General features: G+C 59.7%; 25 protein-coding genes and 1 tRNA gene. 6 read left to right on the plus strand and 20 right to left on the minus strand.

Annotation, left to right across the window (positions count from 1 at the left end):
• From AB4072_RS16440 to flgB, 11 genes are all read right to left on the minus strand, one after another.
• Positions 1-368, minus strand: a 368-nt coding sequence (locus tag AB4072_RS16440; protein WP_441969704.1) for a flagellin N-terminal helical domain-containing protein, incomplete at its 3' end; no start/stop codon positions are given.
• A 269-nt stretch (positions 369-637) separates the two neighbouring features.
• Positions 638-1,372, minus strand: a complete 735-nt coding sequence (gene fliP / locus AB4072_RS16445; RefSeq protein ID WP_441969822.1) for a flagellar type III secretion system pore protein FliP — start codon at positions 1,370-1,372, stop codon at positions 638-640.
• 49 nt (positions 1,373-1,421) lie between these two features.
• Positions 1,422-1,928 carry a flagellar basal body-associated FliL family protein gene (locus AB4072_RS16450; protein ID WP_441969705.1) on the minus strand — a complete coding sequence of 169 codons (507 nt, stop codon included), beginning with the start codon at positions 1,926-1,928 and terminating at the stop codon, positions 1,422-1,424.
• 14 nt (positions 1,929-1,942) lie between these two features.
• Positions 1,943-2,641 (minus strand): flagellar basal body L-ring protein FlgH, encoded by a 699-nt coding sequence (gene flgH / locus AB4072_RS16455; RefSeq protein ID WP_441969707.1) that lies wholly within the window; start codon positions 2,639-2,641, stop codon positions 1,943-1,945.
• Positions 2,641-3,135, minus strand: a complete 495-nt coding sequence (locus AB4072_RS16460; protein WP_441969709.1) for a MotE family protein — start codon at positions 3,133-3,135, stop codon at positions 2,641-2,643. The genes flgH and AB4072_RS16460 overlap by 1 nt, the downstream gene beginning before the upstream one ends.
• Before the next feature lie 109 nt (positions 3,136-3,244).
• A complete protein-coding gene (flgI, locus tag AB4072_RS16465) occupies positions 3,245-4,345 on the minus strand; it encodes a flagellar basal body P-ring protein FlgI (RefSeq protein WP_441969711.1) in 1,101 nt (366 codons plus the stop codon).
• Positions 4,342-4,818: a flagellar basal body P-ring formation chaperone FlgA gene (flgA, locus tag AB4072_RS16470; protein ID WP_441969713.1), complete on the minus strand. Its 477-nt coding sequence runs from the start codon at positions 4,816-4,818 to the stop codon at positions 4,342-4,344. Before flgA ends, flgI begins: the two co-directional genes overlap by 4 nt.
• Before the next feature lie 18 nt (positions 4,819-4,836).
• A complete protein-coding gene (flgG, locus tag AB4072_RS16475) occupies positions 4,837-5,625 on the minus strand; it encodes a flagellar basal-body rod protein FlgG (protein WP_441969715.1) in 789 nt (262 codons plus the stop codon).
• Positions 5,626-5,635: 10 nt separating this feature from the next.
• On the minus strand, positions 5,636-5,965 hold the full coding sequence (locus AB4072_RS16480) for a flagellar hook-basal body complex protein FliE (protein WP_441969717.1): 330 nt from the start codon (positions 5,963-5,965) through the stop codon (positions 5,636-5,638).
• Positions 5,965-6,384: a flagellar basal body rod protein FlgC gene (gene flgC / locus AB4072_RS16485; protein ID WP_441969718.1), complete on the minus strand. Its 420-nt coding sequence runs from the start codon at positions 6,382-6,384 to the stop codon at positions 5,965-5,967. Before flgC ends, AB4072_RS16480 begins: the two co-directional genes overlap by 1 nt.
• Complete coding sequence (flgB, locus tag AB4072_RS16490; RefSeq protein ID WP_441969824.1) at positions 6,381-6,767, minus strand: flagellar basal body rod protein FlgB; 387 nt, start codon at positions 6,765-6,767, stop codon at positions 6,381-6,383. Before flgB ends, flgC begins: the two co-directional genes overlap by 4 nt.
• 500 nt (positions 6,768-7,267) lie before the next feature.
• Between flgB and AB4072_RS16495 the strand changes: the two genes are divergently transcribed.
• Positions 7,268-8,653 (plus strand): putative bifunctional diguanylate cyclase/phosphodiesterase, encoded by a 1,386-nt coding sequence (locus AB4072_RS16495; protein WP_441969720.1) that lies wholly within the window; start codon positions 7,268-7,270, stop codon positions 8,651-8,653.
• Positions 8,654-8,753: 100 nt separating this feature from the next.
• Here the strand turns inward: AB4072_RS16495 and AB4072_RS16500 are convergent, their stop codons facing one another.
• The 4 genes from AB4072_RS16500 to AB4072_RS16515 all read right to left on the minus strand — a co-directional run bounded on the left by AB4072_RS16500 (position 8,754) and on the right by AB4072_RS16515 (position 11,735).
• The gene (locus tag AB4072_RS16500) at positions 8,754-10,094 is read right to left on the minus strand and encodes a protoglobin domain-containing protein (RefSeq protein ID WP_441969722.1); all 1,341 of its coding nucleotides are present in this window, start codon (positions 10,092-10,094) and stop codon (positions 8,754-8,756) included.
• Positions 10,095-10,265: 171 nt separating this feature from the next.
• Entirely contained in the window at positions 10,266-10,526 is a 261-nt protein-coding gene (locus tag AB4072_RS16505; protein ID WP_441969724.1) for a DUF2312 domain-containing protein, read from the minus strand.
• A gap of 60 nt (positions 10,527-10,586) precedes the next feature.
• On the minus strand, positions 10,587-10,892 hold the full coding sequence (locus AB4072_RS16510; RefSeq protein WP_441969726.1) for a DUF1244 domain-containing protein: 306 nt from the start codon (positions 10,890-10,892) through the stop codon (positions 10,587-10,589).
• 9 nt (positions 10,893-10,901) lie between these two features.
• Positions 10,902-11,735 carry an N-formylglutamate amidohydrolase gene (locus tag AB4072_RS16515; protein WP_441969728.1) on the minus strand — a complete coding sequence of 278 codons (834 nt, stop codon included), beginning with the start codon at positions 11,733-11,735 and terminating at the stop codon, positions 10,902-10,904.
• Positions 11,736-11,828: 93 nt separating this feature from the next.
• Here AB4072_RS16515 and AB4072_RS16520 point away from each other — a divergent pair, with 93 nt between their 5' ends.
• The 3 genes from AB4072_RS16520 to pyk all read left to right on the plus strand — a co-directional run bounded on the left by AB4072_RS16520 (position 11,829) and on the right by pyk (position 14,794).
• The gene (locus AB4072_RS16520) at positions 11,829-12,743 is read left to right on the plus strand and encodes a DMT family transporter (protein ID WP_441969730.1); all 915 of its coding nucleotides are present in this window, start codon (positions 11,829-11,831) and stop codon (positions 12,741-12,743) included.
• Between the two features lie 149 nt (positions 12,744-12,892).
• Positions 12,893-13,354 (plus strand): DUF1036 domain-containing protein, encoded by a 462-nt coding sequence (locus AB4072_RS16525; protein ID WP_441969731.1) that lies wholly within the window; start codon positions 12,893-12,895, stop codon positions 13,352-13,354.
• Positions 13,355-13,357: 3 nt separating this feature from the next.
• Positions 13,358-14,794, plus strand: coding sequence for a pyruvate kinase (pyk, locus tag AB4072_RS16530; protein WP_441969733.1), 1,437 nt, complete (start codon positions 13,358-13,360; stop codon positions 14,792-14,794).
• 33 nt (positions 14,795-14,827) lie between these two features.
• On the opposite strand, the gene AB4072_RS16535 is transcribed toward pyk, so the two are convergent.
• The 4 genes from AB4072_RS16535 to cpdR form a co-directional block, all read right to left on the minus strand.
• A complete protein-coding gene (locus AB4072_RS16535) occupies positions 14,828-15,427 on the minus strand; it encodes a tetratricopeptide repeat protein (protein WP_441969734.1) in 600 nt (199 codons plus the stop codon).
• 74 nt (positions 15,428-15,501) lie between these two features.
• Entirely contained in the window at positions 15,502-15,627 is a 126-nt protein-coding gene (gene ykgO / locus AB4072_RS16540; RefSeq protein ID WP_009763379.1) for a type B 50S ribosomal protein L36, read from the minus strand.
• Between the two features lie 44 nt (positions 15,628-15,671).
• Positions 15,672-15,746: transfer RNA gene (locus AB4072_RS16545), tRNA-Val, on the minus strand.
• Positions 15,747-15,892: 146 nt separating this feature from the next.
• A complete protein-coding gene (gene cpdR / locus AB4072_RS16550) occupies positions 15,893-16,249 on the minus strand; it encodes a cell cycle two-component system response regulator CpdR (protein ID WP_441969737.1) in 357 nt (118 codons plus the stop codon).
• 171 nt (positions 16,250-16,420) lie between these two features.
• Here cpdR and AB4072_RS16555 point away from each other — a divergent pair, with 171 nt between their 5' ends.
• Together AB4072_RS16555 and hisN are read left to right on the plus strand one after the other, a co-directional pair.
• Positions 16,421-17,308, plus strand: coding sequence for an N-formylglutamate amidohydrolase (locus AB4072_RS16555; protein ID WP_441969739.1), 888 nt, complete (start codon positions 16,421-16,423; stop codon positions 17,306-17,308).
• A gap of 390 nt (positions 17,309-17,698) precedes the next feature.
• A complete protein-coding gene (gene hisN, locus AB4072_RS16560; protein WP_441969740.1) occupies positions 17,699-18,481 on the plus strand; it encodes a histidinol-phosphatase in 783 nt (260 codons plus the stop codon).
• Here hisN and AB4072_RS16565 read toward each other — a convergent pair.
• Positions 18,401-19,483, minus strand: a complete 1,083-nt coding sequence (locus AB4072_RS16565) for an alpha/beta hydrolase (protein WP_441969742.1) — start codon at positions 19,481-19,483, stop codon at positions 18,401-18,403. The two genes, hisN and AB4072_RS16565, sit on opposite strands and share 81 nt — an antisense overlap.
• Between the last annotated feature and the right edge of the window lie 139 nt (positions 19,484-19,622).

Consider the following 19,622-nt stretch of genomic DNA (forward strand, 5'->3'; position numbering starts at 1 on the left):
GCAGTCGACTTCATCTTGCTCAGGATGGCGTTGATTTCGGTTTGGATCTTGCCGCGATCGACGTTCGGCGACATCGCCGCCGTCAGCTTGGCCTGGATCGACTTCATGTCTTCAATGGTGTTGTTCATGCCGTTGAAGGCTGTATCGACAGAAGCTGCGCCGAGGCCGAGCGCGTCCTTCACCGCACCGAGCGAGCCGTTGTCGGCGCGGATCGTCGTGGCGATCGACCAGTAAGCGGCGTTGTCGGCAGCGTTCGACACTTTCAAGCCAGTCGAGATACGGCTGCTGGTCTGATCAAGTTGCCCGGCGATGCTCTTCAGCGTCGTCAAGGCAGTCATCGCGGAGGTATTGGTGAGCAGGCTAGACATGTTTTGCTGTCCCTAGAATGAGTAAATCGGGACATACCGGGCTTCCACCGGTATGGCAGTGCGGCGTCATGCCTTCGAATGGGGCCTCATCGAGCGTGCCATTCAATCTGCCATATGTGTCATACTGACCGCATGAACTTGCGCGAAGCTTTGCTCATGGTCAAGTCAGAAAGACATCGTTCGACGAACTAAGCATCTCATCTCTTACAAGATCGTTAACGGAGATGCCGTCCTCGCCACATGCTACAGCGTTACTTCACGTCTAAGTCTTAGAAATAGGATTTGACCAATCCGCTGATCAAAATATTCCAGCCGTCGATCAGAACGAAGAACAATATTTTGAACGGCAAGGAAATGACCGTTGGCGGCATCATCATCATGCCCATGGACATGACCAATGTCGCGACGATCATGTCTATGACGAGAAACGGGAGTGCAATCAGAAAACCGATTTCGAACCCACGCCGCAATTCCGAAATCATGAAAGCGGGGATGATGATTCGCAGATCGATCTTCGCGTCGTCCTGCGCTTTCGGAAAATTGGTCGCCGCCAGGTCGCTGAAGGTCTGCAAATCTTTCGGCCGCACATGCGTCAGCATGAAGTCGCGAAACGGATCCGTCACCTTCACGAATGCTTCCACCTCGGAAATTCTGTTTTCCGTGAGCGGTTTGACACCCTCTTGCCAAGCGCGGTCGAAGGTCGGCGCCATGACGTAGAATGTCATGAACAGGGATAGGCTGATCAAGAACAGGTTGGCTGGCGTGCTTTGCAAGCCGAGACCTGAGCGGAGGAACGACAAAGCGACGACGAAGCGGGTGAAGCTTGTCGTCATGATGAGAAGTCCCGGTGCGACGGAGAGAACGGTCAACAGCGCAACAAGCTGGATGATTTTTCCGCTGGCGGCTCCGTTTCCTTCGGGGATCAGCGACTCGAGGCCCGGAACCTGGGCACTCGCTGTCGTAGCGACAAAAGAAAAAAGAAGAACGGGGAGGAAACGAAGCATCATGAACCGATGGGGTTATATCGCGGGAAAATCCCGCATCGCGCGCGAATCATTGAATGATTAAGGTTTCGACGATCAACTCACGCACTAGCCCTTTCGACCGCAGGCCCGCACGTTCGCTCAGGTCCTCGCGCAGGTGCTGAAGCCCGCTCGCGCCCTGGATTTGCGATACGGTGAGGGTGCGCAAATAGGCAAGCATGTCCTGCCGAATTTCCGCCGCAACCACGTCCGGATTCTGGACATTGCCATTGTTGAATACGATAGAAGATTCAACGCGAACCCAGGTATCGCCCGAATTGGCGAGATTGGTGACGACGGGAGCGAGCGTCTTCAAGACAACATCACCCGAATAGATCAGAGCATGCGATGTTTTTTCCTGCTCTCCCTTTTTGCGCTCGTCAACGGCTCTCTCGACGGCTGAAACGATATACATGCCGAACGCTCCGCCCATCGCGACGGCGAGAACCGTCAAAACGGCGAGCGTGATGAGCCAGCTCTTGCCGCCTTTTGTTGAGGGGTCTGAAGATGATGGATTTGAAGACCGCTTACGTGCCATGCGTTGAGGCTTCTTCACCACGGCGACAGCAGATCGTAAATCTGCTGTCCTACGGCCGGCTGCTGAACTTCCGTCATACGCCCGCGGCCGCCGTAAGAAATACGCGCCTCCGCAATCTTGTCATATGAAATCGTGTTCCGGCGGGAGATATCCCCTGAACGGGCGATGCCCGCGATATTGAGGACGCGAACTTCAAAATTGACGCGGACTTCTTGCGAACCGCTGATGAGCAAGTTTCCATTCGGCAGGACTTCCGTCACGACCGCGGCAACGGAAAGTCTCAATTTCTCGGAGCGATCGATGGAGCCCTTCCCCTCGCTTGAAGTCCCGGACCGAATATCCCCTTCCGCAGCATAGGAGCCCTTGGTTCCATTGAACCCATAGCCCGCATTGAATCCGAGAAGCGACTTTGAGTTCCGCGAGCGGTCCGATGCGTTGTCGAACTGGGCCTTGTCATCGATTTGAATGTTGATCGTGACCACATCGCCGACTTTCTTGGCGCGTGGATCTTGAAAAAGATCGGCCGCGCTTTGATCCCAGAGTGAATTATAGGAGCTTCTGCTCTTAGCCGGATACGCGGTAGGCATCGGTTCATAGGCGACGTTCAGCCCATGGCCAACGGAGGTCATCCGTGGTTCGCGGCCGATATCGTTGGGATCGGTCGCACACGCGGCGAGGCCCAGGAAAAGGGCTATCGTTGAAAGGCGCTTCATTATCCAGCCTTCCCGTTATCCTGCGACCGCTTCGGCGTGTCGTTGATGGTGTTACTGAGCTGGGCTGCGCGCGCCGGCTCCATTTCGTTCAGGACGGCGCTTGCGCTTCTCGCGCCAAGTTTGGCCAAGATCGCGGCGGCAGTGTCGTCCTGCATATTCGCGAGCTGCAGCGCCGCCGCTTCCGGACGCATCCGCGCATAAATAGCGACGACGGATTCGTCAGCCTTGGCCAGGAACTCGTTGCGCCGACGAAACCACTCCTCGTACTCCGCGCGCTTCTCTTCAAGAACCTTGATACGACCCTCGATCTCTTTTTCGAGATTCGTGAGTGTTTCCTTCTGCCATTCGAACCGCGCGTCGGCGGCGGCATTCGCGATATTGGCGCAATACTGACTATTCTTGGGATCGCTTGCGGCCTCGACCGGCTTAGCCGGGCCGGAGCTACGAGCGTCCGGCGCCTTTTGTTGTGCGAGCCCCACACCGGGTATCAGCACAAGAAAAGAAGCACCAAGGAGGCAGACGAAACGGAACGTTGTTTGAGAATTTCGCGAGATCATGGCTTCGAACCGACTTTCGACGATAGCAAGGTCACGGCGAGAAAAGTCACTGAACCACCAATTCGGCTTGGAGAGCTCCGGCTGTCTTAACAGCCTGGAGAATGGCGATGATATCGGTTGGCTTCAATCCGATCTGATTCAATCCTTTGACGAGAGTCTGAAGATCGGAACCACCGATGATCGCCAAATGCCCATCTTGCTCGTTGGCTTGAATCTGCGTGCGCGGAACGACCACCGTTCTGCCTTGCGAGAACGGCTCGGGCTGAGACACTTGCGGGGCTTCTGTGACGCGAACGGTAAGATTTCCATGTGTCATCGCGACCGTTGAGATCTGCACATTCCTGCCGATCACAACCGTCCCGGTTCGTTGATCGACAACGACGCGGGCGGGAGTATCGGGCTGGACCAGCAGATCACCGATCTCCGCGATAAACCGCGTTGATCCGATATCGCTCGGCTTCTGAAGGACGATGCTGCGATAATTACGCGGCGTCGCGACACGTTTGCCGTAACGCCTCATGGAATAGGCGTTGATCGCATCCGTCATGAGCGTCGCGGTTTTGAAGTCCGGGTTCTTCAACTCGAGCACGAGCGACGGCATTTCACGAAATCCGCCAGCGACTTCGCGTTCGATCAAAGCGCCATTCGGAATGCGGCCCGCCGTTGCTACACCTTGCGTCAGCGTCTCAGCCTGTCCTGTCGCGGAAAAACCAGAGACGGCAATCGGCCCTTGAGCTGCCGCATAGACTTGCCCATCCGCCCCCAAAAGCGCGGTCAGCATCAGCGACCCGCCTTTCAGCGAAGTTGCATCGCCCATGGAGGTGACAGTCACGTCGATACGCGAACCCGCTCCGACGAATGCCGGCAAGTCGGCGGTAACGATGACGGCCGCCACGTTGCGCGTGCGAAGTGTCAGGTCGCGCACATTGACGCCCATGCGGTCCAGCATGGATTGCAGCGAGTGTTCCGTGAACTGGGCATTGCGCAACGTATCGCCCGTGCCCTGAAGGCCCATGACGAGGCCGTAACCAATAAGCTGGTTATCGCGAATACCCTGAACGGTGGCGATATCCTTGATGCGTGTCGCAGCCTCCACAGCATTTGCCGTGAACATCGCAAAAAGGAAAAGCATGATCCGCCCGATCATCGTTCACCTATGCGGATACGCCCGTCCGCCTGCACGATGCCCATGATGATACGCCCCGTATCCATGTTACGGACGCGGATCTGTTCTCCAAGGCCGCCAGATTGCAACGGCGCTCCCATGGCCGTGATCGAAAGGCCACCCTCCTCGAAGACGATCTGCGTCGGCGCACCGCGCGTGACGATCTTGGGGTCGTCTACGGCGTTCGCCGGGATGGCTTCACCGGGGAGAAGCGTGCGGCGCGCGGTTTTTCCGATAACGGCGAGCGGCGTTTCGATGACGGCTCCCCGCGCCTGATATCCGGCAGGAAAATTGCGTTCGCGCAGCATCGGCGCCTTAATCTCATCGCCAGGGTAGATCGTGACGGTCGGAACGGGCAGCCGCAACTCTTGTGCGATTGCGGCCTGCGCGCCAGCCGCCATCATGGCCGCCACGACGAAGAGGCATTTGAGCGGGTTTTCCAGCGCCAATTCCATCACCGATCAGTCGCCGCCTTAGCGAATGCCCTTGGAGACCGTTCCAGCCATGTCGTCCGCCGCTTGGATCACTTTGGAGTTCATCTCGAAGGCGCGTTGGGCGGAGATCAGATTGGTAATCTCTTTCACCGGATCGACGTTCGAAGCTTCGAGATAGCCCTGGTGAATCTTACCGAATCCGGGATCGCCCGCGACACCGGTCACCGGCTGCCCGGAGGCTGGCGTCTCACGGTAGAAATTATTGCCGATGGGTTCCAAGCCGGAATCGTTCGCGAAGTTCGCGATGGCGAGTTGGCCGAGATTTTGCGGCAAGGCCTGGCCGTCGATCTTCGCGAAAACTTCGCCGGATTCGTTGATCGTCACATCCACCGTATTCGGCGGGATGATGATGGCGGGATCCAGAGTATAGCCGTCGATGGTCACAAGCTGCCCGTCGCCATTCTTGTTGAACGAACCCGCGCGCGTATAGATCGTTTCGCCGTTCGGGCTGTTGACCTGGAACCAACCACGGCCGTTCAGGGCAAGATCGAACTGGTTCGATGTGTTGGTGAGTGGGCCCTGGCGATGCAGATTGCGGATGGCAGCGGTGCGAACGCCGAGACCGAGCATCGCGCCTTCGGGGATTGGCCGTTCCCCGGCTTGATTGGGAATGCCTTGCAAGCGTTCGGCTTGATAGAGAAGGTCTGTGAATTCCGCCCGCGCACCTTTGAAGGCCGTGGTGTTCACGTTCGAGATGTTGTTGGCGATAACTTCGACGTTGAGCTGCTGGGCGTTCATGCCGGTTGCAGCGATAGCGAGCGCTCTCATGATCGTCTCCTTAAATCGCCATCCGCGAAATTTCCTGATAGGCCGCGACGACTTTGTCCCGGATCGCGATAGCCGTCTGAAGGGCCTGTTCGGCGGACATGACCGCCTCGACAACCTGCTGCACCGAGGCTTTGCCCTTGATGCCGGAAATGGCCGCCGCTTCGCCGACCTTCAACGTATCGGCCGCGTTTGATGCGACCTGAACCATCATCTCGCCGAAGCCGATCTGATGACTCGGTCCAGCGGACGCCGCCGCTTTCTGAACGGACGAAAGCTGCGATGAGGAAACACCGCCTGATCGTTCGACAAAAGATGAGATCGCCGAAATCGCGTCGAGCATCAGGTTCCCCTCAACAAATCGATCATTCCCGAAATCATGGAGCGCGCCTGCTTGATCATTTGCAGGTTGGCTTCGTAGGAGCGGTTGGCCTCACGCATGTCGGCCATCTCGATCAGCACGTTCACGTTCGGCATCTTGACGAACCCCTTCTCATCCGCAGCCGGATTGCCGGGGTCGTATTCAACCTGAAAGGGAGCCTGATCGACTCCGACATCCTTGACGCGCACCGTCGCCGCGCCAAGCGCGCGATCAAGCTCGCTCTTGAAGGTCAAGGTCTTGCGTGCGTAAGGCTCTGAACCCGCCGTCTTGCCGGTCGATTGGGCGTTCGCGATGTTCTCTGACACGATGCGCAGGCGCATGGACTGCGCCTCGAGACCAGCGCCAGCAAGACGTGAGGAAGCCTGAAGCGGATCGATCATTGCCCACCTTTCGCAGCCGAAAGCACCATGCGATGGAAGGCCTTGACGATTCCGGTGTTGAGCGAGTGCGCCCTGTTCACTTCATCCGCCTTGGCCATCTCCTGCTCAAGGCTGACAGAATTGCCGGAATGCAGGATGTCCCAGCTATCGGCCTTCTTGATCTTCGCGGAGCGGACTTGGGCAGTGTCGTAGCCGATGTGGCCACTCTCCGTCGCCACCATCTTCAACTGCGTCTTGTCGAGCGCATCCGCGAAGGATTCCACCTCAAGGGCCTTGAAGCCCGGCGTATTGGCATTCGCGATGTTGCCCGAGATGGTCGCCTGGCGAACGGAGAGCCATTGCGCCTGTCGCGAGGCAACATCGAAAAGGTAGACCGATCCCACACGGACCTCCAAGGCGGCATCTTCTCCGACGGGTCTACGCCGGCTATCTTGCGTGAAGCTGACCTAAGGCGGCTCCCTTCTTCAGACCTTCTTAAGATTCAAGGTCCACCATGCTTTTCGGTGCGATCTGGTGGGGGCCTGTCGACACCGGTTTCAAATTTCGGTTTGTAAGAGGCGTAGGTTGTGATCGTGCGATGGCGCAGACACGGCAATTGGCCCAGTTGCGCACAAAGCGCAATTGCCAGAGGTCCCGCTGAACATTTACTTTTCTGCGAACGATCGTTCGTGGCTCGAGCCTCCATGTGATGACTAGGATGCTACTCCCGCGTGACGATATCCTCGGCGTGTACGACTCTCCCGGGCGAGAAACGCTTCAGCTTCTGAACGGACCGCCGGGGTCCGATTCCGCCCCTACCTCTACCCGGAACGAGAGGCCAGCGCGCGCGCGCAAGACCGCTGAAAGCAATGGCCAGAGTGGAGAAGAGGCTCGGTCACAGGCGATGTCGAAAGACTCCGCCGCTCGTCGCGCTATCGCCAACCGGCTTTGGGAAGCCACGCATAACGATGCTCTCACCGGCCTGTGCAATCGTCAGCATTTCCAGGATTTATTCCGGAAAGCCCTTACGCAAGCGCATTATGCGGGTAGACGGCTCGCCTTTCTCCTGATGGATCTCGATAATTTCAAGGATGTGAACAGCACACTCGGACATCAAGCCGGGGACGCCATTCTCATCGAAACCGCAGAGAATATTCGAACGCTGTTGAGCGCCAACGACACGATCAGCCGGTTCGGGGGCGATGAGTTTGCTCTGCTCCTCTCGGATCATACCCGCGAAGATGAGATCAAGCTTGTTGCGGACCAATTGCTCAGCGTCGCAGCGGCCTCGGTACCGCGTCTTAGCCCGAAGCTGCGCTCGAGCGCGAGCCTCGGCGTCAGCCTCTTCCCAGATCATGGCTCGGACGTCGGGGAATTGATTCAGAACGCCGAGCTGGCGCTTTATCGCGCCAAAGCCGGTGGGCGGGGTCGTGCCGAAGTTTTCAAACCTCAGATGCGCGCTGCCGTCACAGAGCGGCTCAATCAGATGTCGACTTTCCGAGCCCTTCTGGAAACTGGAAGCATCACACCTTACTACCAACCGCAAGTCCGTTTGACCGACAGACGCTCGCATGGCTTCGAAGCCCTCGCACGCTGGATTCTACCCAATGGCGACGTTCTTTTGCCGGGCGATTTTCGGGCCGCGCTGGAAGATCCCGATGCGGCGATCCTGCTCGGAGAGCATATGTTGCGGTGCGTGACCGATGACCTTCGCCGGTGGCGAGAAACAGGCATGCCCGCCTGTAAGGTGTCGATCAACGCAACCGCTCCGGAACTCAAGCGGGGGGATTATCCTGAAAAAATCGCCAGCGTCCTTTCCCGCAAAGGCGTGCCGCCTCGGCTGCTGACAATCGAGATCACGGAAACGGTACTTCTCGATGAAGACGTTTTGCAGCTCGAGAAAACGCTACGCGATCTGAAGGATCTCGGCGTCTCGATTGCGCTCGACGATTTCGGAACCGGGTTCGCAACATTGACACATTTGCGAAGTCATCCGATCGATCAGATCAAGATCGACCGCTCCTTCATCTCGGAACTCACCTCGAACGACGACGATAACGCCATTGTCCGAGCCATGCTCAGTCTCGCCCGCAGCCTCGGAATCGAGACCGTGGCGGAAGGGCTCGAGAACGAGGCGCAACTCAGGTGTCTGCAGATGCTGGGATGTGAATACGCACAAGGCTTCTATTTCGGTCGCGCAATTCCTGCCGATGAAGCCGAGGCGTATTTCCGTGCTCACCGGGCCTACAGGAAAGCTAATCTCGCGCACTTCCGTATCGGGGCGGCCTAGAGTTTGATCGATCGTGTCTCTTTGAAACACGGTCAAACTCTCGATTCCTTATTGCCGCGTGATCCGGGCGAACAACCGGTTTCCACTTGTTCGATCATGCTCAATTCCTATCGGCGAGTGCCGTTTCAAGAAACCGGTCGATCCCCTGCCGCAGATGGCGAAGCTGATGGTCGAGCGTGTGCTTGGCTTTGATCACATCTTGCGCGGCCTCGGCGGCCGAAGTCGCCGATCCGTTCAGAGTCTCGATGCTGCTCACCACGATCTGCGTATGGCCTGTCGTCTGCTGCACATTCGTCGCGATCTCCGAGGTCACGGCGGATTGCTCCTCGACCGCTGCGGCAATCGCCGTGGCGATCCGGCTCACCTCTTCGATGATGCGAGCGATGTCTTCTATCTCGGTTGCACTCTTGTCAGTTGCCTGTTGAATGGCGCCGATGCGCGAGCCGATCTCGGTCGTCGCCTGCGCCGTCTGTGTGGCGAGCGTCTTGACCTCCTGCGCCACCACCGCGAAGCCCTTACCCGCCTCGCCGGCATGGGCCGCTTCGATGGTTGCGTTCAGTGCCAATAGATTTGTCTGACTCGCGATCTGATCGATCAGATCTACCACATCGCCGATCTGCCGCGCCTGCCGGGCGAGCCCAACGACGAAATCCTTCGTGCGTTGGGCGCTCTCGAAAGCCTGCCGCGCCACGTCCGCCGAACGGGTCGCCTGCTGGCCGATCTCCCTTACGGAGACGGCGAGTTGTTCGGTCGCCGCTGCACCCGACTGCATGTTCGAGGCGGTTCTCTCGGACGTGCTCGCGACTTCACTTGCAAGAGCACGCGCCTCGGCGGTTGCCATGTCGAGCACCGCGGCGCTTTCCTCAAGGGCGTCACTCGCCTGGCGCGAGATCAGCAAAGTCGTCTGCACCTCATCGGAGAAGTGCGCGACCGCGTCGGCGAGTTCCTTCCCCCGTCTTTGGCGCTCTTCGACCAGTGCCTCCTGATAGGTCGAGATGGCATAATCCATATCGAGCATGACGGCCTTGTTCATCGCAACGATCTTGCGTGCAAGCGAGGCGCCGCTGAACCGGTGCTTCGTTGAAAGCGACTGTAGTAACTCGTTCAAGACAAAAGCGTACCCGCCAATATACCAGCGTGGCTCCAGGCCGATCTTGTTATGAACGAGACCAATACGCCGAATGCTGTCGACATACGTCGCGTCGAACTTACCGCTGAAAAGACAAGCCCAGTGTCGGGATTGCGCCTCGATAAGGTGCGGCTGCCTTGAGCCGATCATGGCACTCAGCATCGGCATGCGGTGCACATGCGCGTAAAAGCGCTCAAGTATCTTGGGCAACGCCGGTTCGACGATCGGCCACAAGGATTGCAGTTCCCGGCAGACCTCCTCATCGATGCCGAGAAAGGAGAGCCGCTCCGCAAGCGCCGCTTTATTCTGCATGGTTGTGCCCCACCTTATTTCAAGAACGAGGCATGTATGATGAGAAGATTGGCTCAGGCTTGCACCACCGCGCCGCGGCACTGCCAACAGGTGTCTTCGCGTACTAAATGAAAAAAGAGCCACCCGGTGGGATGGCTCTTTCGAAGCGTCGGATGCGAGAAGAAGTGCCGATCAGCCGGCCATCCCAAGCGCCTGCATATAGAGTTCGAGGATCGCTTCCTCTTCCTGGCGCTCGGCGTAGTCGCGTTTGCGCATGGCGATGATCTTGCGCAGGACCTTGGTGTCGAAGCCGTTGCCCTTGGCTTCGGCGTAGACGTCCTTGATATCGCCCGCGATACCGGCCTTTTCCTCTTCGAGGCGCTCGATGCGCTCGATGAAGGCCTTTAGCTGATCGGCCGCGACGGATTCGGTTTGAAAAGATGCGTCGTCCATGAATGTGTTCCGTGATCTTTGGTTTCAGGTGAAGGGTGGATGCCTCTGATGGAGGCCGTCTTAATGGGAAGGCTTCGACTTCTCAAATCGCGCCAGTTGGTCCGGATCGGCTTCGCTTTGGTAGCGCGCCTTCCAGTCCGCGTATGGCATCCCGTAGACGAGCTCGCGGCTGTCGTCCTTGGACAGTGTCACGCCCCGGCTGTCTGCGGCTTCCTTGAGCCAGTTCGAAAGGCAGTTGCGGCAGAAGCCCGCGAGATTCATGAGATCGATATTCTGCACGTCGTGACGGACGCGCAAATGCTCCACGAGCCGACGGAAGGCCGCGGCTTCGAGTTCGGTCTGGAGCGTTTTATCGATCTCGCTCATGGTTTCCCTTCAATGACGGCGCAGTCGCTCACGCGTCCGCGTCGCATGGAGTTTCGGAATTCGCCGGTCCGCCTGCGCGGCGAGCGGCTTCAGAAGCGTCGCGAAACGCTTGGCCCATTCTTCCGCGCCTTCGTCCGTGGCGATCAGATCCTGCCGGATTTCGACGAGGGCGTTGGCAAGCCCTAGTACGGTCGCGTGACGGTCGATGGTATCGCCCGCCAGCGCCCCGTCATAGGGCTCGTTGTCACCCACCACCAAGCTGTCCTCGGCGGCAAGCCCGTCGAGAAGCGGCCGAGCGAATCGGTCGTCCACGTCCCAGAGGATGCCCACATGCCAGGGGCGCGGCCAACCCCGCCACAGGGGTGTGAAGCTGTGGATTGTGACGATAACCGGCGGATTTCCAGTCCCTATGGCATTCTCGACCGCAGCTTGGATGGCCGCGTCATACGGATCGTAGAAGCGCGCGATCCGGCGCTGGACCTCCGCTTCGTCCACTTTGGCGTTTCCGGGGACAACCGCCCCATCCGAGAGGCGCATGACGAGAGTCGGGTCGTCGCGGCCGCGATTGGGATCGATCACGAGACGGGAGAATCGGGTCAGGATCGCCGGTGCGCCGAGGCGCTTCGCAAGAGAACGGGTCACCGCCGCAGCGCCGATGTCGTAGGCGATGTGCCGCTCGAACTCCGCCAGTGGCAGACCGAGATCCCCATAATCCTCCGGCACGGCGTTGGATGCGTGATCGCACAGGATCAGGACGCCGGACTCGAGCGAGCCCGCGATGGTTTCGACAGGATGAGGAGTGGAAGAGGACACGTCGAGGATGCGCGCGGCGGAGGCTGACATTCGAAAATCTAGCAAAAGTTGATGCCAACTCGCTTAAACTGCCATAGGAGCCTTGGCAACGCGCGCCTTCACACGCACCAACTCCGATGAGTCATGACCTCGACACCTGCCGCAACCCGCCACGACACCGGATTCGTCACCGCTTTTCTGGCCCTTTGCGCCGGAGCCGTGGCCATGGGCGCCTCGCCGATCTTCGTGCGCTTTGCTTCCGCCGATGTGGGGCCATTCGCCAGCGCATTCTGGCGCGTCGCGCTCTCGCTGCCGGTGCTTTACGTCTGGATGCGGATCGAGGAATTGAAAGCGTCCGGCCCTCCGCGCGTCAAATTCAGCAAGGCATCGATCCTCGCAGGGCTTGCGTTTACGGGAGACTTGTTTTTCTGGCATCTGTCGATCCTGAGCACGACCGTCGCCAATGCGACATTCTTCGCGACGACGGCCCCCCTCTTCGTCATCCTGATCGTCTGGCTCGTCCTCAAGCAGAAGATCTCGCGCGGCACCATTATCGGCCTTGTGTGCTGCCTTCTGGGCGGGGCCGCCCTGATCGGCCAGAGCCTGAATGTCGATCCGGCGCGGATACGCGGCGATCTCTACGGCATCGCCACGGCGTTTTTCTTCGGCCTGTATTTCCTGACTATCGAGCGGGCGAGAAAGACGGCGGGCGCTGCTCGGGTCACCTTCGAGGCCGGAATCGTGACCTCGGCCTGTCTTTTCGTCATCGCGCTCACCCTCGATACCCGCGTCGTCCCCCAGACCCTGCAAGGGATCGCAGCATTAACCGCCCTGGCGTTCATCAGCCAGGCGGGCGGCATCGGTCTTCTGGCGGTCGCTCTCGGTCGTTTGCCTTCCGTCTTCTCATCGCTCGTCATCTTCCTCGAAGCGGTAGCAGCGGCGGCTTTCGGCTGGATCATTCTCGGCGAGGCGCTGACGCTGCCTCAAATTCTCGGCGGGGCGCTCATTTTCATCGGGATCTGGGCCGCCCGGCCGAAACCGAAGGCAGTAGCCGGCTAATCTTCCACACGCATTTCCGTGTGATAATTTTGTATTGTGATCATCTTAAGCCGATGGGGTCTTGAAGCTCTGCCTGTTCTGGTCGACAACGATTCGGCATACTTGTTTGAAAATTGGCCGCTCCTTTTTGACGGATCGCACCAAATTCCATGATTGGACTTGAAACCTCATTCGCACGAAACGGGCGGCGAAGCCTTTGGCTTGCGGCGCTCATCGGCGTCGGCTCGCTTTTCGCCGCCGCCCCTGCGCGGGCCGATTTGCGCCTGTGCAACATGACGCCGAGCCGCGTCGGGATCGCGCTGGGGTATCGCGACAATCAGGGATGGATCACCGAAGGGTGGTGGAACTTGAACTCGCGCTCCTGTGAAACCCTGCTCAAAGGGCAACTCGCCGGACGCTTCTATTATGTCTACGCGATCGATTACGACCGCGGCGGCGACTGGAGCGGACGGTCCTTCATGTGCACGCGGGAGCGGGAATTCACCATTCGCGGGACCGAGGATTGCCTCGCCCGCGGCTTTGACCGAAGCGGCTTCTTCGAGGTCGATACAGGCGAGCAACAAAGCTGGACGATCCAGCTCACAGACACGAACCGCCCAGGGGGGCAATAGAATATGCGCCGTGCACGACGCACTAAAATCCTCGCAACACTCGGTCCGGCTTCTGAGAATCCGGAGATGATCGAGCGGCTTTTCAAGGCCGGAGCGGACGTCTTCCGCCTCAATATGAGCCATCTGGCCCGTGAAAAACTGCCTGAGCGCGTGGAGATGATCCGCAGCGTCGAGGCCAAGTGCAAGCGTCCCATCGCGATCCTGGCCGATCTTCAAGGGCCGAAGCTGCGCGTCGGCGTTTTCGAGACCGACAGCGCGATGCTGGTGAAGGGTCAAACCTTCATTCTCGATGCGGACAACACGCCGGGCAACGAAAAGCGCGTTCACCTCCCGCATCCGGAAATCCTGTCCTCGCTGGAGCCGGGACATACGGTTCTGATCGATGACGGTAAGCTCCGGCTGCGCGTGAAATCGGTCAAGAACGGCTCAGCCACCACCGAAGTCGAGATCGCCGGCAAGATTTCGAATCGGAAGGGCGTGAGCCTGCCCGATACGACGATCCCCGTCGCCGCCATGACTGACAAGGATCGTTCCGACCTCGAAGCGGCGCTTGCCGCAGGCGTGGACTGGATCGCCCTGTCCTTCGTGCAGCGCCCTGAAGACGTGGCCGAAGTGAAGAAGGTCGCTCAGGGCCGCGCGCTCGTGATGTCCAAGCTCGAAAAGCCGCAGGCCATCGCCCGTCTCGACGAGATCGTCGAAATCTCGGACGCGGTCATGGTCGCCCGTGGCGATCTGGGCGTGGAAATGCCGCTCGAAAAGGTTCCCGGGATCCAGAAGCTGATCGTGCGCACCGCGCGCAAGCTCGGTAAACCCGTCGTCGTCGCGACGCAGATGCTCGAATCGATGATCACGGCCCCTGTCCCGACCCGTGCGGAAGTGTCGGACGTCGCCACCGCCGTTTATGACGGCGCTGATGCGGTGATGCTCTCGGCGGAGAGCGCCTCCGGCCAGTACCCCATCGAGGCCGTCGCGACCATGAACCGGATCGCGGAAGAGGTGGAGCAGGATCACGCTTATTGGTCGATCCTGCAGGCCCAGCGCACGGAGCCGGAAGCGACCGGTTCGGATGCGATTGCCGCCGGCGCGCACCAAATCGCCGACACTCTTCACCTGAAATCCATCGCTGCCTGGACCTCCTCGGGCTCGACCGCCTTCCGCATCGCCCGTGAACGCCCGAACTCGACCGTTCTGGCCTTGACGCCGAACATCGACACCGCCCGCCGCTTGGCTCTGGTGTGGGGCGTCCACGCCATCCGGACGAAGGATGCGAGCGATATCGATGACATGGCGGCCCGCGCCTGCAAGTTCGCGGTGCGCGAAGGTCTCTCGGACATCAACGACCGCATCATCATCGTCGCGGGCGTGCCGTTCGGAACGCCGGGGGCCACCAACATGGTGCGCATCGCCTTCATTACGCAGGAACACGCGTCGCGGGCCTAAGAGCCCGCCTTGCCTCCTCCGGGAGACGACGGGTCAGAGATCCTGCCCGTCGATTTCCGGGGCGAGATGGTCGACGATTTTTTTGAGCATCGGAAATTGCGGATTGAGCGCCAGCGCCCGGCGATAGGCATTCAACGCCCGCGCTTTGTCATCCGACGACATATAAATATGGCCAAGCCCCGCCCAGGCGTTGAACTGGCGTGGCTCGAGCTTCAGCGTCTGCCGCAGATCGGCCATGGCGCTCACCGGATCGTCCAGGAGATAGAACACCGTCGCGCGCTGGCTCCAGGCCTCGGCCCAGTTCGGCTGGAGCGTAATGACCCGATCGAGTAATTCGATGGCGAGCGGATAGTCCTTTGCCTCCACGGCTGCGGCAGCCCGGGCATAAAGCAGGTCGGTCGTATCGGACCCGGAACGCTCCCAGCGTTTCTCGATCTGCGCGGCGATACCCTTTGCCTCGGCCTCGTCCTGCGCCTTTGAAAGACGCTCGAACAGGCTGTCGAGGGTGATCGGACGACGCGGCTGCGGGCGTGGCTGCTCCTGCGAAGCTGGCGGACGCACATTCTGTTGCGCCTGAACCGGAAGAACCGGCAGGCTTACCGAAATGACAATCATGAACGCAAAAAGCCGCATGCCGGAACCATGTAGGATTCCGGCATGCGGCGTCAATTCAGTTTTGGCGCGGCATCGCCGCACCATTGAAGAGCTTAGCCCTGACGAGCCTTGTAGCGCTTCTGCGTCTTGTTGATGATGTAGACGCGGCCCTTGCGACGAACGAGCTGGTTGTCGCGGTGACGGCCGCGGATCGACTTCAACGAGTTACGGATCTTCATATCCGGATCTCCCGTGGCCTCTCGGGAAGGCCGAATGAAAAGAATGGTGGGCGCGGCTGGGATCGAACCAGCGACCCCTACGATGTCAACGTAGTGCTCTCCCGCTGAGCTACGCGCCCCAGAAGCGGCGGTTCTTGCGAGCCCCGCTTCGTGTGTGGAGGGCGATATACCGGCAAGCAGTCAGGGACGCAAGCCGTGTCGGCGAACCTTTTTGAGCATCATCAGGAAAAAGTGAAATCCGCTTTTTCCCGAGACCCTGCAAACCTTACGCCGCCATCAGTTTGTCGACTTCATTCACCAGATCGCGCAGGTGGAAGGGCTTCGAGAGGACCTTCGCGTCCCGGGGGGCCTGTGAATCCGGGTTCAGGGCGACAGCGGCAAAGCCTGTGATGAACATGACCTTGATCTCAGGGTCGAGCTCGGTCGCCCGACGGGCAAGCTCGATTCCGTCCATCTCCGGCATGACGATATCCGTCAAAAGAAGCTCGAAAGGCTCTTCCCGCAGCCGGTCGTAAGCCGTGAGGCCGTTGTCGAACGAGGCCACCTCGTAGCCCGCGTTTTCCAGCGCCTTCACCAGAAAGCGCCGCATATCGTTGTCGTCTTCGGCCAGAATGATCTTCATTTTCGCCCCAGTCCCCGCGAAGTCTTGGCCTCGTTCATGGGGCGTGGTGGGTAAACAAGCGGTGAAAACGGGGGCCAACCCATCAAGATTTGTGCATGGACAGATCCCGAAGCCGCCGTCAGACTAACCAGAATGTAAATTTTCACCCTTCTCGAGGCAGTTCCGAATCTGATGCGGCCCACTTTCGAAGAGGACTTCGAACCTCCCTTCATCGTCATCGAGCCCTCGCAACAGACGACCGCCTTCGTCTTCAACGTGCCTCACGCAGGGGCCGTCTATCCCGAATCGTTCCTTGCCTCCTCGCGTCTGGATCCTCTGGCCTTGCGGCGCTCGGAGGACGCATTCGTCGACGAATTGTTCCTGAACGTCGTCGAAATGGGCGCTCCGCTCATGACCGCTCGGTTCCCGCGCGCCTTCCTTGACCTGAACCGTGAGCCCTACGAACTCGACTCGCGGATGTTCGACGGACGATTGCCGCCCTACGCCAATACGCGCTCCATGCGGGTCGCGGGCGGGCTCGGCACCATCCCGCGTGTGGTGGCCGACGGACAGGAGATCTACCGCTCCCGCCTCCCCATCGAGGAAGCGCTCCGGCGCATCGACTGGCTCTACAAGCCCTATCACCGAACACTTCGACATCTCATCGGTCGCACCGCGCAGACCTTTGGCCATGCCATTCTAATCGATGGCCATTCCATGCCCTCGAGCTTTGGCGGCCGCGACGAGGCGAAAGCCGACATCGTTCTCGGGGACCGCTACGGGACAAGCTGCACCGGAGCCTTGACGGATATTGTCGAGGCTGTGTTTCGCGAGCTCGGCTACACGGTCATGCGCAACAAGCCCTATGCGGGCGGGTTCATCACCGAGCATTACGGAGAGCCGGCGCTGGATCGCCACGCCCTCCAGATCGAGATCAACCGCGCTCTCTATATGGATGAGCGCACACTTCGAAGGCGGGCGGATTTCGAAATACTCGCCAACGACCTGGCGGAAGCCTTCGGGGCGATTATCCAGGCTATCGATGAGGATTGGTCTCCACGCAGCGTTGCAGCGGAGTAAACGCCAACGCTTCAGGCAAGGAAACGCTTCAGGCAAGGACACGCTTCGGGCGAGAAAAAAGGCCGCTGTCGCCAGCGGCCCGAAGTTTAGGGAGGAAACGCCCAAGAAGGGCAGCGATAGAGCGACGCCAATCGCCATATCGCACTGCAAAATATACACCGCATCGCACAATTCGCAACGGTAAATCGTCCTTGGAGTCATGCGCATGTCGCATAGCGGATCCTATAGTGATTGAAGCCATAGCCCAGCGTCTGCCATCGCCACGGGTGGCCAAATCCCTGCGTCCTGACCGCAGATAGATCGAAGCCCTCTCTTGCCGCCTCGGCAGCGCTTGATAAAAGCTCAGAGCCACTGGCTCTCAGACAGGGCCCGACAGAGGATTCCCAGCGCATGGCGCTCATCGACTTCACGCATTTCGTCAACGACCTCGCGACCTCGTCCGGCCAAGCGATCCTTCCCTTCTTTCGGACCGCCATCGCCGCGGAGGACAAATCGCGCGGCGGCGCGTTCGACCCCGTGACCGAGGCGGATCGGGCGAGCGAAGCGACCATGCGCCAGCTCATCCGCCGCACGTTCCCGACACATGGGATCATCGGCGAGGAATTCGGGCCCGAGAATACGGATGCGGAATATGTCTGGGTCCTCGACCCCATCGACGGGACGCGGGCCTTCATCGCCGGTCTTCCCACCTGGGGAACGCTGATCGGCCTCAACCGCAACGGACGGCCCGCTTTCGGCATGATGCATCAGCCCTTCACCGGCGAGCGGTTTTTCGGCGATTGCGGCAGCGCGACCTATCGCGGCCCCGGTGGCGAGCGCAAGCTGATGACACGGCGCTGCGCGTCGTTGAAAGACGCGATAATTTCAACCACCAGCCCCAAGCTTTTCACAGGCGAAGATTTGCGGGCCTATGACCGGGTCGAAAGCGTGGCCAAACTCGCCCGCTACGGCTGCGATTGCTATGCCTATTGCATGCTGGCCTCCGGCCATATCGATCTCGTCGTCGAATCCGGCTTGAAACCCTACGACATCGTCGCTCTGATCCCGATCATCGAGGGCGCAGGTGGCGTTGTGACGGCGTGGGATGGGGGCTCAGCGGCGAATGGTGGCCGGATTGTCGCCGCCGGCGACCGCCGTCTCCACGCGGCTGCTGTCGAGCTCCTCAGCCGCTGAGACCTTCACCGGTTCCGGATGCGCATCGAACACATCGGGCGATCCTGGAATGAAGGCATCGAAGGCGGCCCAGAACTGTTCGCGGATGACATCCGCCTCCATCATGATCTCGTGCCGCGCCCCTGGAATGACGATGGCGTGGCCGGATTTCAGCCGCGAGGCGAACCGCTCGATAGTGGGCGTGTCGCAAACCGGGTCTTCGCCCGCCGCGATGACGAGCGTCGGTATGCGGATTTTCAGGGCATAGCGCGGATCGTTAAAGCGTCCCATGAAGCGAAACGCGGCATCGAGCCAGGACACCGTCGGCGATCCGATGGCTCCGTCTCCCACCGCCACCGCAGCCTCCGCATTGCGGGCGTAGCGGCGGGGGTCTGATGTCAACCGGTTTCTCTTGAAGGGCTTAGTCGAGATCGAGGTCGCTCCGCCGCCCGGCACAAAGGCCTTGCCGAGGCCAAACCACTTGAGAATGCCAGCGAGAATTCTGACACTGCGCTGATGCTTGATCATGCTGATCCCGACCATCGGGGTCATCGCCACAAGCCGGCGGAACGGGAGCCAGCCTTCATAGGCCGCATTCAAGACAATCGCCGCCCCCATGGAATGGGCGAGCGCGAAATGCGGCTCGGGCATCTGGGACAGCACGTCATCGCAGATAGCCTCGAGGTCGAACCGGTAATCGCCGAAGCGCCGGACGTGGCCTTTGCGGGCGTTCTTCACCTGCCTGCCCGAAAGCCCCTGCCCGCGCCAGTCGAAAGCAACCACCGCGAACCCGCGCGACAGCAATTCGCCGACGACTTCGAAGTACTTTTCGATGAACTCAGCGCGCCCTTGGATGAGACAGACGGTGCCCCTGGTCTTTCCGGTTTCGGGCAACCAGTGGACGGCGCGAAGGCTCAACCCATCCGCCGTCACCACCCTCATGAGTGTCGGAGAAGCGGGAACGGGATTATCGGGGGTGGAGATGAGTTGCACGGCGGTCCCGGAAAGATCGTTCGTTCTCATAGAGGGTATCTCGATTGAATGATGATCTTGTGGAACTTGGAATTAAAGCGCTCCGCGGCTTTCGGGGGAGTGCATCCGTGAGAGGAAAGGGCCTCCTGTCCCTCCACGCGAGGATAACAGGTACCGAGACGAATGGCCG

Source organism: Microvirga sp. 2MCAF38, from assembly GCF_052115485.1.
In the GTDB taxonomy this organism is placed as follows: Bacteria; Pseudomonadota; Alphaproteobacteria; order Rhizobiales; family Beijerinckiaceae; genus Microvirga.